Here is a 13,704-nt window from a genome sequence, read left to right on the forward strand (position 1 = left end):
CCTTCTGTGGAAGGGGATGTGGCGGTTCAGGTTCCGGCCGTGGTGGTGCGCACCCGCCAGACGGGCAGCCGGGCGGGCGTCCCGTCGGGTGCGGTCGCCTCGTCGAGACAGCTGCCGGTGGTCAGGTCGAAGACCTGCTTGTACATGGGCGACGCGACGACGGGCGTGGTGCCCCGACTGCCCAGCAGGCCACGGGACATGACCTGCGCGCCGCTGAACGGGTCGCGGTTGCCGACCGCGTGGAGGTGCCCGGCGCGGTCGCGGAAGAGGGCGACCTGCTCGCCGCCGAGGAGCACGGCCACGCCACGGCCGGGGACGAGGTCGGCGTACGGCAGCACGGGGACCCATCGGGTGCCGTCGTGGACCTCGACGACGGTGCCGTCGTGCCCGGCGGCCGGGGCGAGTTGGGCGGCCGTGACGGCCGGGGGAGCGGTGGCGACGGTCATCGGCCTGCCTCCTGAACGGATCGGGTGTTCGGGGCGGCGGTGAGGACGAGGTCCCGCGAGCCCGCCGGGCTCCGCAGCAGACGCCCGCGCTCGCCCGGCCGAGCGGGACGGATCTGCCCGCGCTCGGTCACGAAGGTGACGGTGGGGTCGGGTACGTCCGGGGCGTTGGCGAAGGAGGTGAAGCGGCGCAGCCGGTCGGGGTCCTCCAGGACGGCGGCCCACTCGTCGGTGTAGTCCGCGACATGACGGGCCATCAGGGTGTCCAGGTCGGCCGCGATGCCCAGCGAGTCGTCCAGTACGACGGCGCGCAGATGATCCAGGCCGCCCTCCAGCCGCTCCAGCCAAGGCGCCGTGCGCTCCAAGCGGTCGGCGGTGCGGATGTAGAACATCAGGAACCGGTCGATGGTGCGGATCAGCGTCGCCTTGTCCAAGTCGGTGGCGAGCAGGTCCGCGTGGCGCGGGGTGGTGCCGCCGTTGCCGCCGACGTAGAGGTTCCAGCCGGTGGAGGTGGCGATGATCCCGAAGTCCTTGGACTGCGCCTCCGCGCACTCGCGGGCGCAGCCGGAGACGGCGGACTTCAGCTTGTGCGGGGCGCGCAGCCCCCGGTAGCGCAGCTCCAGTTCGATGGCGAGCGCGGTGGAGTCCTGTACGCCGTACCGGCACCAGGTCTGCCCCACACAGGACTTCACGGTGCGCAGCGCCTTGCCGTAGGCGTGCCCGGACTCGAAACCGGCGTCGACCAAGCGGCGCCACACGGCGGGGAGTTGGTCGACTCGGGCCCCGAAGAGGTCGATGCGCTGCCCGCCGGTGATCTTGGTGTAGAGGCCGAAGTCGCGGGCCACCTCCCCGATGACGATGAGCTGCTCCGGGGTGATTTCGCCGCCCGGCACGCGCGGCACGACCGAATAGGAGCCGTTGCGCTGGATGTTGGCGAGGTGGTGGTCGTTGGTGTCCTGGAGCGCGGCCTGTTCGCCGTCCAGGACATGGCCGTTGCCCAGGCTGGCCAGGATCGAGGCGACGACGGGCTTGCAGACCTCGCAGCCCTCGCCGGTGCCGTGACCGTCGAGAAGCGTGGTGAAGTCGGTGATCCCCCGAACGCGGACGATCTCGTACAGCTCGGCGCGGGTGTGGGCGAAGTGCTCGCACAGATCGCGGGACACCTCGGCGCCGGACGCGGCCAGCTCGTCCCGGACCACGGTGGTGAGAGCCTTCAGACAACTGCCGCATCCGGTACCGGCCTTGGTGCACTTCTTGACCCCGGCGACATCGGTGAGCCCCTGCTCCCGTACGGCGGCACGGACGGCGCCCCCGGTGACGTGGTGGCAGGAGCAGAGCACCGCGTCGTCGGGCAACTCCGGTGTGGCCCCGCCACCTTCCACAGGCGGCAGCACCAACTGCTCCGGCGGCACGGTCAGCGGCTTCCCGGCGAGCGCGAGGGGCCGCAGCAGGCCGTACGCCTCGGTGTCGCCCACCAGGACCCCACCGAGGAGAGCGCCGTCGGCGCCGATGACGAGCTTCTTGTAGACACCGGAGCGGCTGTCGGTGAAGGTGACGTCCAGCGCGCCGTCGGCGGTGCCGTGCGGGTCGCCGAAACTGGCCACGTCCACGCCGAGCAGCTTGAGCTTGGTGGACAGGTCGGCGCCGGTGAAGGCCCCCTCCTCGAAGCACAATTGACGCGCGGCGGTCTCCGCCATCGCATAGCCGGGAGCCACCAGGCCGTACACCCGGCCGTCGACCGCCTGGGCGCACTCGCCGATGGCCCACACATGCGGGTCGGCGGTACGGCAGGAGGCGTCGACGGTGATGCCGCCGCGCTCGCCCACCGACAGGCCGCAGTCACGGGCCAGTTGATCACGCGCGCGGACACCGGCCGAGAACACCACGAGATCGGCGGGGAGTTCCGTACCGTCCGACAGTCGAGCCGCCCGGACACGTCCATCGGCGCCCGCGTCGACGGCGGACGTGCCCGCGCCGGTGTGCACGCGTACGCCCAGCTCCTCGATCTTGCGCCGCAGCACCGCGCCGCCGCCCTCGTCGACCTGGAGGGCCATCAGCCGAGGGGCGAACTCCACCACGTGCGTGTCCAGTCCGAGGGCGCGCAGGGCACCGGCCGCCTCCAGACCGAGCAGTCCGCCGCCGACCACGATCCCGGTACGGGCGCGCGCCGAGTCCTCCCGGATGGCGCGCACGTCTTCGAGCGTGCGGTACACATGGCAGCCGGGGAGATCGTGGCCGGGCACCGGTGGCACGAAGGGGTACGAGCCGGTGGCCAGCACCAGCGCGTCGTAGCGCAGGACGCGGCCGGAGGCGCTGGTGACGGTGCGGGCGGCGCGGTCGACGGCGGTCGCGGGGTCGCCGAGGTGCAGGGTGATGCCGTGCCGCACCATGAACCCGTCGGGCACCAGGCCCAGTTCCTCGGCGCTGGTGCCGGAGAACCAGCTCGTCAGGTGGACGCGGTCGTAGGCGGGCCGGGGCTCCTCGGCGAGGACGGTGACATGCCAGGCGTCGCCGCCGGGCTGCTCGTACAGCGCCTCCAGGAAGCGCTGGCCGACCATGCCATGGCCGACGAGCACCAGCTCCTTCGGGGGCCGGGCGGTGGGGGCGGTCATGTGCGGGACTCCTCGACGGTTCGGGCGGACGGGACGCGTGGCGGGACGGTGAGCAGGGACAACGGGTCCGGCCCTACAGGCCGGCCGGAGAGACAGGCGCGGGTGAGGGTGCCCGCGGTGGCGAGGTCGCCGACGAGGATCGCGCCGGTGATCCGGTCGCCGCGCAGCACGAGCTTCTTGTAGGCGCCCCGGGTGGCATCCCCGATGCGCAGCACGTCGGCGCCCTCCTCGTCGGCGTCGCCGCACGCGCCGAACGCGGCGTACTCCACGGGGCCCGCGGTGAGACGGCTCATCGGCCGGGAGCCGGTGTAGCGGGCCCCGGGATCGGCACCGGAGAGACGCGCGGCGAGCACGTCGGCCTGCTCCCAGGCCGTTGTGGCGAGGCCGTGGGTCGTGGCGCGGTGTTCGGCGCAGTCCCCGACCGCGTAGGTGTGTGGGGCGCAGGCGAGGGTGTCGTCGACGAGGACGCCGCGCCGTACGGGCAGTCCGGCGGCGCGCGCGAGGCCGATACGGGGACGTACCCCGCAGGCCAGGACCACGAGGTCGGCGTCGAGACGGCGGCCGCTCGCCAGGGTGACGCCGGTGCCGCCGTCCAGGGACAGGGCGCGCTCGGAGGGGTGGACCGTGACGCCGAGGCGGCCCAGTGTGATGCGCAGGGCGGCGCCCGCGCGACTGTCGAGGTGGCGTTCGACCAGGTGGGGGCCCTGGTGGACGATCTCCACCAGCAGACCGCGAGCCGCGAGAGCGTGGGCGACACCGACGCCGAGTACCCCGCCGCCGATCACCACGGCCCGCCTGGCGGTGGCGGCATCACGGGTGAGGCGGGCGCAGTCGGCGAGGGAGCGCAGGACGTGCACGCTGTCCTCTGCGTCGGCGAGGTCGTCCAGCGGCGGCAGTACAGGCTCGGCGCCGGTGGCGAGGACCAGGTCGTCGTAGGTCTCACGCTTGCCGTCGGCGAGAGTGAGGGTACGGCCCCGGACGTCCACGGCGACCACCTCGGTCCCGGTACGCACCCGTGCGTCCCCGATGGGCAGCGCGAGAGAGTCGAGGTGGTGACGCCCGGCGAGGACATCGACCAAAAGGGCTCGGTTGTAAGGGACTTCGGGCTCGGCGCCGTAGAGGACGGTCTCCGTGGGCCCGGCGTGGACGTGGAGCTGCTGGGCGAGGCGCGCGGCGGCCATCCCGGCGCCGACCACGGCGATACGGCGGGCGTTCACGCGGTGACCGCGACCGGTGCGGCGGGTGCGAGGGGTGCGCAGACCCGGGGGAGTACCGCCTTCTCGACCCGCACCGCGCACACCTTGAACTCCGGCATCCGGGAAACCGGGTCCAGCGCCGGGTTGGTCAGCAGGTTGGCGCGTCCGTCGCCGGGCCAGTGGAACGGCATGAACACCGTGTCCGGCCGGATCGTGGAGACGACACGGGCTGGGGCGGTGACGGTGCCCCGTCGGCTGGTGACGGTGAGCAGGTCACCGTCGCGGACACCGAGCCCGGCCGCGAGATCGGGGTGCAGCTCGACGTACGGTCCGGGCGCGGCGACGGCGAGTTCCGGCACCCGGCGGGTCTGGGCGCCGCTCTGGTAGTGGCTGACGACGCGCCCGGTGGTCAGGTACAGCGGATACGCGTCGTCGGGTTCCTCGGCGGCGGGCCGGTGGGAGGGCGCGGTGAAGCGGGCCCGGCCGTCGGGGTGGGCGAAGCGGTTGAGGAACAGGCGCGGGGTGCCGGGGTGGCCGGGCGCCGGGCAGGGCCAGAAGACACCGTCCTCGGCCGCGATACGGTCGTAGGAGATGCCGGAGTAGTCGGCGGGCGCCCCGGCGGTGGCCCGGCGCAGTTCGGCGAAGACGTCCTCGGGAGCGTCGGGGAACCCCGTCGCGTGGCCGAGGCGTTGGGCCAGTCCGCGCAGTACGGCCAGGTCGCTGCGGACGCCTGGCGGCGGCGTGACGGCGGCCCGGCGCAGCAGGACGCGGCCCTCCAGGTTGGTGAGGGTGCCGGTCTCCTCGGCCCACTGGGTCACCGGCAGGACCACATCGGCCAGCAACGCCGTCTCCGACAACACGACGTCGCACACCGCGAGATGGTCCAGGGCGGCCAGCCTGCGCGTGATGCGGGCGGCGTCCGGAGCGGAGACGACGGGGTTGGACCCCATCACGAGCAGTGCGCGGACCCCGCCGGGCCGGCCGAGGGAGTCCAGCAGCTCGTACGCCGACGGACCCGAGTGCGGCAGGGCGTCGGGGTCCACGCCCCAGACGGCGGCGACCTGCGCCCGCGCCTCGGGGTCCTCCAGGGAGCGGTAGCCGGGCAACTGGTCGGACTTCTGGCCGTGTTCACGGCCGCCCTGGCCGTTGCCCTGTCCGGTGAGGCATCCGTAGCCGCTCAGCGGCCTTCCGGCCCGGCCGGTGGCCAGACACAGGTCGATCCAGGCGCCGACGGTCGCGGTGCCCTTGCTCTGCTGCTCCGGCCCGCGCGCGGTGAGCACCATGGAGTGCGGGGTGCGCGTGAACAGGGCTATGGCCTCGCGCAGTTGGGGGACCGGGACGCCGGTCAGCGCCTCCACGCGCTCGGGCCAGTGGGCCATCGCGGCGGCGCGGGCGTCGGCCCAGCCGCTGGTGCGGGCGGCGATGAACTCCTCGTCCAAGTGGCCCTCGGCGATGGCGAGATGGAGCAGGCCGAGGGCCAGGGCCAGGTCGGTGCCGGGGAGGGGCTGGAGATGGAGGTCGGCCAGTTCGGCGGTACGCGTGAGGCGCGGGTCGACGACCACCAAAGTGCCGCCGTTCTCCCGCAGTTCGCGCAGGTAGCGCACGGCGGGCGGCATCGTCTCGGCCGGGTTGGCGCCGACCAGGATCACACAGCCGGTACGGGCCACGTCCGCGAGCGGGAAGGGCAGCCCCCGGTCCAGACCGAAGGCGGCGCGCGAGGCGGCGGCAGCGGAGGACATGCAGAAGCGGCCGTTGTAGTCGATCGAGCGGGTGCGCAGCGCGACCCGGGCGAACTTGCCCAGCAGATAAGCCTTTTCGTTGGTGAGACCGCCACCGCCGAACACCCCTGCCGCGTCCCGACCATGGACGTCGGCGGTGACGGCCATCGCCGACGCGACCCGGTCCAGCGCCTCCTCCCAGGACGCCTCGCGCAGCCCGTCCGCGTCGCGCACCAGGGGAGCGGTCAGCCGTACGCCGGGCGCCAGCAGCGCGGCCGAGGTCTGCCCCTTCCCGCACAACGCGCCCCGGTTCACCGGGAATTCGTCGCGCCCGGTGACCTCGGGCACCCCTTCGGTGGTGCGCAGGCGCATGCCGCACTGGAGGGAGCAGTACGGGCAGTGAGTGTCGGTCATGGCAACGAGGCTGGCCCGCCGCCGTTTCACGCGGCGCTCGGCCGCGTTGCCCGCGCGGTACGGGACGCGCACACCCCTGCCGGGGCGGTGTGCGGGGGAGGACATCTTCCGTAACGCGCGATCCCGTTGCGGTAACCGTGACGTGACCGCCGGGCAACGGCTCTGAAATCGCGCCCCCGGAGCCTCGGTGCATGAAGGCCGGTACCAGGGAGACGGCCGCCGCGCTCACCGGGTTCACGGTGGGCGTCACGGCGGCACGCAGGCGTGAAGAGCTGACGGCGCTGCTGCGGCGGCGCGGGGCGCGGGTGACCGAGGCGCCCGCGCTGCGCATCGTGCCGCTGGAGGACGACGCGGCGCTCCGCGCGGCCACCGAGCGGTGTCTGGCGGCCCCGCTGGACTACGTGGTCGCGACCACGGGCGTCGGCTGGCGCGGCTGGATGAGCGCCGCCGAGGGCTGGGGGTACGGCGCCGCGCTCACCGCCGCCTGCCGGAACGCCGCCGTGCTCTCACGCGGCCCGAAGGCGACCGGCGCGGTCCGGGCCTGCGGCACGACGGAGGCCTATTCCCCCGCCTCGGAGGCGGTGGACGAACTGCGTACCTGGCTGCTGGCCAGGGACCTGACGGGCCGCCGGATCGCGGTGCAGGAACACGGCGCCCCCCTCCCGGGCCTCACGGCGGCACTGCGGGAACGGGGCGCGGAGGTGGTGGAGGTACCCGTGTACCGGTGGGCGCCACCCCACGACCCCGAGCCGGTACGACGGCTCGCGGAGGCCACCGCGCGCGGCGACGTGCACGCGCTCCTGTTCACCTCCGCACCGGCCATCACCTCCTTCCTGGAGTACGCGGAGACGGCGGGCCGCTACGACGCGGTGGTGGAGCGGCTGCGAGGCGACGTACTCGCCCTGTGCGTCGGCCCGGTGTGCGCCCGGCCGCTCCTGGAAGTGGGCGCGGAACCGGTGTGGCCCGAGCGCGGCCGGCTGGGCGCCATGGTCCACCTGCTCACCGCCGCACTGCCCACCCGCGACCGGCACCTGATCCCGGCCGGCGACCGGACGCTCGTCCTCCAGGGCAACGCCCTGCTCCTGGACGGCGACGACGAGGGTGCGACGGAGGCGGTGTGGCTGACGCCCGGTTCGGCACGGGTCCTGCGGGCGCTGGCCGAGCGGCCCGGCTGGGTGGTCGGCCGCCGCGAACTCCTGCGCCGGGTGTGGCCGGGCCAAGGGGCGGACGAGCACGCGGTGGAGGCGGCGGTGACACGACTGCGGGCCGCTCTGGGGCCCTATGCCGGGCTGGTCCGCACGGTTCCCAAACGCGGGTACCGCCTGGCGACGGAGCCCGCCGCCCGCCCGACCGGGGGTACGCGGTGAGCGCGGCGCCCGCCCTGCTGGCGGTGGCCCACGGCACCCGCGACGCGGCAGGGGTGCGTACGGTACGCGCCCTGCTGGACGAGGTGCGCCGGGCGCGGCCCGGACTGCGCGTGGAGGTGGCATGGCTGGGCCTGGTCGAACCCTCGGTCCCGCGCGCACTGGCGGCACTGCCCGGCCCCGCCGTCGCCGTACCCCTGCTCCTGGCCAGGGGCTACCACGTACGGAGCGACCTCCCGGCCCTGCTGGCGGACGCTGCCCCCGGTCACGTCCGCGTGGCCCCGGCCCTCGGACCCTCCCCCTTGCTGGCCCGCGCCCTCGCGGCCCGCCTGTCCGAGGCGGGACGCCCGGCGGGCCGCGCACCGGTGGTGCTGGCCGCCGCCGGTTCCTCCGACCCACGGGCCCGCGCCGACACGGCGGAATCGGCCCGCCTGCTGGCCACCTGCCTGGGCGCACCGGTGACGGTCGCCTTCGCCGCCGGGGAAGGTCCCTCACCTGCCGAAGCCGTCGCCGCCTGGCATGCGGCGGGCCACCCGGACGTCGCCCTGGCGACCCACCTCCTGGCCCCGGGCCACTTCGCCCACCGCCTCACCGCCACCGGAGCCCGCTGGACGGCGGCGCCCTTGGGCGCGCAGCGGTGGGTGACGGAGCTGGTGCTGCGACGCTACGACGAGGCGGGGTGCGGTGGGCGAGGGCGCCCCGCCCGCCGGGCGGCCCTGCTCCGCGCGCCGTAGATTGAGGCCGACACCGCTGGGAGGACAGACATGCGGCACACCGTCACGGTCGCGGGCCCCGCGGCGCCCGATGTGGTCTGGGAGCGGTACGCGCGGTACGACCGATGGGCCCACTGGGCACCGCATCTGCGTGCCGTCGAGACGGACGGCGACGTCATCCGGCCGGGCGCGCGGGGCGTGGTCCAGGTAGCGGGCCTGCTGCGCGGCCGCTTCACGGTCACGGAGGTCGACCGGTCGCACGGCACCTGGACCTGGCAACTGATCTTCCTGGGCATCCCCGTACAGGTGGGGCACACGCTGTCAGCTCACGGGACGGGCACGCGAGTCGTCGTGGAACTGACGGCCGCCTGCCCGGTGCCGCTGCTCTACGCCCCCATGGTCCACTGGGCGCTGCACCGCCTCACCCGCGTCTGAACCGAACGGCCGCGCGGGGTCCGCCCAGCCCTCAGTCCCACCAGAACGTCCAGTGACGGCTGCCCACCAGAGCCTCCTCCGCGTAGAGGCGCAAGGTCTCGTACCCCTGCCAGACGTTGTCGGGGCAGAAGGCGAAGTGTTCCACCGCGACCGCGAGGGCTTCGTCCACCGTCTGCGGGGGTGCCGCCACGGACAGGTCCAGACGGTTGTGGGAGAGGGCTGTCACCCGGACGCCGAAACGGTCCTCCCATGATCGGAGAACGGCGCACAGGCGGGCCACGTCGCTCTCGTGGTTGACCGGTCCCGTCCAGCCGATCGCTGCCGGAAGATCCGCGGAGCGGACCGCGGGGGCCAGGGCGAGGCGAGGGCTCGAGAGCCGGTGCTCCACGAGCGCGGCGGCCACCTCCGCGGCGATCGCGTCCGGATCCGCCGCCACGTGCCGTCTTGGGGCCGGGCCGGGCCAGTCGCCGGTGTACGGGGCGATGGTTTCGCCCTCGTCGTCTTCGTCGTCTTCGTCGTCCTCCTCGGTGTCCGCCACCGCGGCGTGCCAGAACTCCTTGAGGACGCCCTCGGCGTCATGGTCGCCCGGGGCCGACATCATGCCGGGGTCCAGCTCCGTGTTCCACCAGCCCGCGATGTCCGCATCGCCGTCGAGGAGAACGGGCTGAAGTCCCTTTCCGGCGCAAGCCGCCGCGTACTGGCCCCAGGCGGCCGGACCGGCGATCCCGTCGGCAACCCAGAGCAGCGGCTCGTGCCACGGTCCCGACTCCGTCTCGGTGACGAGCGATCCCGGCGGCAGGCTGAGACCCAACGTCCCACCACCGTCCGTGAGTTCGGCCGACAACAGGGACAGGGGGTTCGCATCCATCGACATGACGCCGAAGGTAGCGGCACCCACTGACACCGCCCTGTTGTCCACCGCTGGGTGCCGGATGCCCCAGCCGCTGAGTGCGAGAGGATGCGCATCCGACCCTCACAGGAGAGAGACCGACGGTGACCGAATTGGGCGCAGTTGACCTGATCAACCTGGAAGACGCAGACGGCAGTCGCTGTGTCGTCCGAGTGACCGGCCGCTTCCAGCCGGGGGTGCTGACCGGCCACGACATCCTGCGGGCCGACGTCCTGACCTCCACCGAATTCGTTGACGCCCGGCTTGAACTCTTCCTCTCCCAAGAGGATTTGACCGTCTGGCAGCACGACCTGACCCGCCTCGCGCCGGGCACGGGCGTGAGCATCGGTGGCGACCGCGGACTGAGCCTGGCCATCCACATGCACGAGGACCGCTCCCTGTCCGTGACCGTCGACGACCCCGACCGCCTCTCCACAATGCTCTGTATCCAGCCGGGGGAAACCTGGATACAGGAGCATCACCAGCGGCTTGAGCGCGTTCGGGAAGCATGGGCGAGCGAAGTCGTGGAGACGGCTCCCATGGCCTACGCATGGAGTCCCGGCCGCAATCGTTGAATCACGTCGTCCGTGATCAACATGAGGGGGGGCGGGCGCCCAGAGGGGGCGGCGGGCGGCGCATGCGGGCCGGTGGGCTAGATTCATGATCGCCTTCGCAAACCCGCCCCCAGCCCGAGGAACCGATCGTGTCCCAACTACCGTCCACCGGCGGCCTCAACGCCTCGCACACCCCGCAGCAGATACGACGCAACCGCCTGATCTTCCTCGCGGTGCTCCTTGTCCTCGCGGGCCTCGTGACGTTCTCCGCCCTGGGTCCGTACGACACCAAGGACCAGTCCGCGAAGCTCAAGCCCGGTGACTGTTTCCAGAACACCGGCACGGACAAGAACGCGAAGGCCGAGAAGCTCGACTGCACCGACCCGCATGCCGACTACAAGGTCCTCAAGATGGACAAGGAAGCGGTCGTCGACACTTTCGCGTGCTCGGACGTCCCGGACACGACCGGCTCGCTGACGCAGGTGGCCGCCAAAGAGTGGTTCGTCGTCTGTTTCAAGGAGAACGACGAGAAGGGCAAGAAGTAGCCGGGGGAGCGGGAGGCCCCGGTTCGTGGGACCAGGAGGCAGCCCTGGGCCGCTCCTTCGGCGACGTCGCCGTGGTGAGTACCACGGCGACATCGCCGCGTCGGCTCCGCGCCGAGGTCACGAGACCGTCCTACTCAGGACTCGAGGGTGAGGGCGTCTTCGCGCGGTTTTGCGCGGAGCGCGAAGCGGTACGAAGGCACCTGCACCTTGCGCGGTGGATCAGACGAAGGTGACGTCCCAGTGGACGCCACCGCGCCTGGGGGTTTCGTAGACGTACTCGAGGGAGATACCGGCGAGCTTGCCGTACCAGCGGGGGTCGGTGCCGCGCGGCTTGCCCTTCTTCTGGGTGTTCTTGATCCACTTGGTGACGCAGGCGCCCTCATTGCGGGTGCGCAGGTCGAGCTTGTATCCCAGGGCATGGGAGCGGGGCCCCGGAGCGTGGCCGCGTTCGGTGCCGCCGGTGATGGTGATCGTGCAGCGGCTGTTCTTCTTGAGGGCGATGACTCCCTGGATGGTGCGGGTGCGTACGCCTTCGAGGGAGGTGTTGCCGACGGGGCGCTTGATGCCGGCGGCGGCGAGCTGGGCGAGAGCCTGTCGGTTGGTCAGTCGGCCGTTGCTGGCGGGTGTGTGGGAAGTGGGATTGCCGGTGCCGACGACGAGCTGTTTGGCGGGGGCCGTCGTAGCGTACGCCGACGACGAGGCTCCGGGCAGGACGAGGATGCTGGTGAGCGCAGCACCGAGTGTCACGGCCTTGATCATGTTTCGCATGGCTTGCTCAACGATCGTGGGCGCGGTCAATGACACGCGGACGACACCGGTTCATCCCGATGAGTGCCAACGCGCACCGCGCTGACGCGGACCTCTTCGCAAGAAGTCGGTGTGCAGCGCATCGGCGCCCACCCATCCAGTAGCTGACGAGCAGACGGCCTACCGCGCCGGATGTGCGGCCGACCTCCGGCGCGCGGACTGACCCGCACGCGTCAGTGGAAGAAGTGATGCGCCCAGGACGCGAACTGCAACCAGTCGAAGGTGAATTGATGGACCGTCTGTGTCATTTCCTCCAGGTTGTGGGGGCCGCCGCACTCCCGGACGAGTTGTGGCGCGATGCTTCTGAGAACCTTCCAGATCAGGGACGTGGGGGAGGTCTTGGATATGCGGACGCCGGGGGGTGTCTTGGGGGCTGCGCTGAGCGAGTGGTCCTTGCGTCGGCTCCAGCACGTCGTGGGGGTCTGGTGCAGGCTCCTAGGACGGGCTGTTGCAGGAAGGGGTAGTAGCGCGGAGCCCCGGCAGAAGTGGTGTGCCGTTCCGCCGGGGCGAGCTGGGTGGCGGCTCGGGGAGCCGGTGGCCGTTCATCGAGCCGTACCTGCTGGCCATGGCTTTCAGTGGGCCGGGCACCAACGGTTCCCAGGTCCTCCTCACCGTCGGCGAGTCCACCTAGTGCCGCAACAGGCAACGTTCGCCCCGTCGCGACGCCCGGCACGCACTCTCCCCGCACCGGCCGAAAGCCCGAGTACGCCCAGTACGAGGGCTTCCGGCCGGCACGCCGAGAGCACGCACCGGACGCCGCTCCTTGACGGGCAAACGTTGCCTGCCGCGGCACTAGCCCATCGGGAAGCACACCTTTGCCGACGAGGATGCCGGCGACGTGAGCCGACGAGTCGTCGACACGATCGCCACGGCGGAGTCCCCGCGCCCGGCCGTCCCGGCGAGGATGTGGTCATCGAGAAGGAAGCTGTTGAGATCCGCTGATGGGGCCGACCGGCGGGTCACCTGCGGCGCCGGACCCCTGATGGTCGGCCGGCACCTCTGGAACGTGTCAACCCGTCCGCTCAGTCCACCCGCACCACGAACTTCCCCCGCACCCCACCCGCCTCCAGCGCCCGGTGGGCATCGGCGATGGCCGTCAGGGGATACGCGGTGTCCACCACGGGACGCAGGTCGCCCCGGAGCACATGCTGGGCGATGTCGTCCAGCAGACCTCGCTGCGGATTGCCGCTGAAGAAGCGGACCCGGCTGCGGCCGTGCACGGCGCTCGCGGCGATGGAGGCGAGCGAGGCGACAGGGCGGGACAGGTCGAAGGCGATGGTGACCATGCGGCCGCCGGGGCGCAACAGGCGCCGGTAAGCGGGAAGTTGGGTACCCACCGTGTCCAGTACGACGTCGAATCGGCCCAACTCGTGCGGCCGGACGGTGCGATGGTCCACCGCCTCGTCGGCACCCAGCTCGCGGACGAAGTCGAGGTTCGCGGCGCGGGCCAGACCGGTGACGTGGGCGCCGTGTGCCTTGGCCAGTTGGACGGCGATGTTGCCGACGCCGCCCGCAGCTCCGCGTACGAGGAGCCGTTCGCCGGGGCGGAGCCGTGCCTTGTCGCGCAGGGCGGTGACGGCGGTGGTGCCCACCGGGAGCGCGGCGGCCTCCACCAGGTCCAGGCCGTCCGGCACCAGTCCGATGCGGTCCGCGGGCACCGCGACGTACTCGGCGGCGCTGCCGAACCCCGAGGTACGGCCCATCACGCCCCACACCCGGTCGCCCACCGCGATTCCGGTCGTACCGTTGCCGAGCGCGGCGACCTCGCCGGTGAAGTCGAGGCCCGTGCGCTGCGGGAACCGGCGGCCGGTCAGGAGGCGCACCTTTCCGGCGCGGGCGGCGAGTTCACCGCCGTTGACGCTGAACGCCCGTACCCGTACGAGCACTTGACCCGGGCCCGGCGCGGGCCGCTCGGCCTCGCCGACGCGCAGCACCTCGGGGCCGCCGTAGCGGTCGACGAATACGGCCCTCATGGTCTTCTCCTCTGCTGGTACCGGGTTGTGGGTGCGGGTCC

At 72.5% G+C, this 13,704-nt stretch carries 13 protein-coding genes; 6 read left to right on the forward strand and 7 right to left on the reverse strand.

The genetic code is table 11. From position 1 onward, the window contains the following. Positions 1 to 26: 26 nt before the first annotated feature. The 4 genes from AB0E91_RS28230 to AB0E91_RS28245 are packed head-to-tail and all read right to left on the reverse strand — an operon-like array spanning position 27 to position 6,383. Entirely contained in the window at positions 27 to 446 is a 420-nt protein-coding gene (locus AB0E91_RS28230) for a nitrite reductase (NAD(P)H) small subunit (protein WP_361787635.1), read from the reverse strand. Then, complete coding sequence (nirB, locus tag AB0E91_RS28235) at positions 443 to 3,055, reverse strand: nitrite reductase large subunit NirB (RefSeq protein ID WP_361787637.1); 2,613 nt, start codon at positions 3,053 to 3,055, stop codon at positions 443 to 445. The genes AB0E91_RS28230 and nirB overlap by 4 nt, the downstream gene beginning before the upstream one ends. Next, positions 3,052 to 4,272 (reverse strand): FAD-dependent oxidoreductase, encoded by a 1,221-nt coding sequence (locus AB0E91_RS28240; RefSeq protein WP_361787639.1) that lies wholly within the window; start codon positions 4,270 to 4,272, stop codon positions 3,052 to 3,054. Before AB0E91_RS28240 ends, nirB begins: the two co-directional genes overlap by 4 nt. Further along, the gene (locus AB0E91_RS28245; RefSeq protein WP_361787641.1) at positions 4,269 to 6,383 is read right to left on the reverse strand and encodes a molybdopterin oxidoreductase family protein; all 2,115 of its coding nucleotides are present in this window, start codon (positions 6,381 to 6,383) and stop codon (positions 4,269 to 4,271) included. The genes AB0E91_RS28240 and AB0E91_RS28245 overlap by 4 nt, the downstream gene beginning before the upstream one ends. Before the next feature lie 191 nt (positions 6,384 to 6,574). On the opposite strand from AB0E91_RS28245, the gene AB0E91_RS28250 reads away from it, so the two are divergent. Genes AB0E91_RS28250 through AB0E91_RS28260 form a run of 3 tightly spaced genes read left to right on the forward strand, consistent with a single transcriptional unit; the run spans position 6,575 to position 8,895 of the window. Next, complete coding sequence (locus tag AB0E91_RS28250) at positions 6,575 to 7,750, forward strand: uroporphyrinogen-III synthase (protein ID WP_361787643.1); 1,176 nt, start codon at positions 6,575 to 6,577, stop codon at positions 7,748 to 7,750. Further along, positions 7,747 to 8,481 (forward strand): CbiX/SirB N-terminal domain-containing protein, encoded by a 735-nt coding sequence (locus tag AB0E91_RS28255; protein ID WP_361787645.1) that lies wholly within the window; start codon positions 7,747 to 7,749, stop codon positions 8,479 to 8,481. The genes AB0E91_RS28250 and AB0E91_RS28255 overlap by 4 nt, the downstream gene beginning before the upstream one ends. Before the next feature lie 30 nt (positions 8,482 to 8,511). Continuing rightward, positions 8,512 to 8,895 (forward strand): SRPBCC family protein, encoded by a 384-nt coding sequence (locus tag AB0E91_RS28260; protein ID WP_361787647.1) that lies wholly within the window; start codon positions 8,512 to 8,514, stop codon positions 8,893 to 8,895. A 31-nt stretch (positions 8,896 to 8,926) separates the two neighbouring features. Here the strand turns inward: AB0E91_RS28260 and AB0E91_RS28265 are convergent, their stop codons facing one another. Beyond that, positions 8,927 to 9,769: a DUF4253 domain-containing protein gene (locus AB0E91_RS28265; RefSeq protein ID WP_361787649.1), complete on the reverse strand. Its 843-nt coding sequence runs from the start codon at positions 9,767 to 9,769 to the stop codon at positions 8,927 to 8,929. A 119-nt stretch (positions 9,770 to 9,888) separates the two neighbouring features. Between AB0E91_RS28265 and AB0E91_RS28270 the strand changes: the two genes are divergently transcribed. Both AB0E91_RS28270 and AB0E91_RS28275 read left to right on the forward strand, forming a co-directional pair. After that, positions 9,889 to 10,359 (forward strand): DUF5959 family protein, encoded by a 471-nt coding sequence (locus AB0E91_RS28270; protein ID WP_361787651.1) that lies wholly within the window; start codon positions 9,889 to 9,891, stop codon positions 10,357 to 10,359. A gap of 128 nt (positions 10,360 to 10,487) precedes the next feature. After that, the gene (locus AB0E91_RS28275; RefSeq protein ID WP_361787653.1) at positions 10,488 to 10,883 is read left to right on the forward strand and encodes a hypothetical protein; all 396 of its coding nucleotides are present in this window, start codon (positions 10,488 to 10,490) and stop codon (positions 10,881 to 10,883) included. A 219-nt stretch (positions 10,884 to 11,102) separates the two neighbouring features. On the opposite strand, the gene AB0E91_RS28280 is transcribed toward AB0E91_RS28275, so the two are convergent. Continuing rightward, positions 11,103 to 11,630 carry a hypothetical protein gene (locus AB0E91_RS28280; protein WP_361787655.1) on the reverse strand — a complete coding sequence of 176 codons (528 nt, stop codon included), beginning with the start codon at positions 11,628 to 11,630 and terminating at the stop codon, positions 11,103 to 11,105. A gap of 550 nt (positions 11,631 to 12,180) precedes the next feature. On the opposite strand from AB0E91_RS28280, the gene AB0E91_RS28285 reads away from it, so the two are divergent. Then, positions 12,181 to 12,321, forward strand: coding sequence for a hypothetical protein (locus AB0E91_RS28285; RefSeq protein WP_361787657.1), 141 nt, complete (start codon positions 12,181 to 12,183; stop codon positions 12,319 to 12,321). Between the two features lie 391 nt (positions 12,322 to 12,712). Here AB0E91_RS28285 and AB0E91_RS28290 read toward each other — a convergent pair whose 3' ends face one another. Next, positions 12,713 to 13,663 carry an NAD(P)-dependent alcohol dehydrogenase gene (locus AB0E91_RS28290; RefSeq protein WP_361787659.1) on the reverse strand — a complete coding sequence of 317 codons (951 nt, stop codon included), beginning with the start codon at positions 13,661 to 13,663 and terminating at the stop codon, positions 12,713 to 12,715. Between the last annotated feature and the right edge of the window lie 41 nt (positions 13,664 to 13,704).

The sequence above is a fragment of the Streptomyces sp. NPDC026659 genome (assembly GCF_040638245.1).
Classification (GTDB): Bacteria; Actinomycetota; Actinomycetes; order Streptomycetales; family Streptomycetaceae; genus Streptomyces.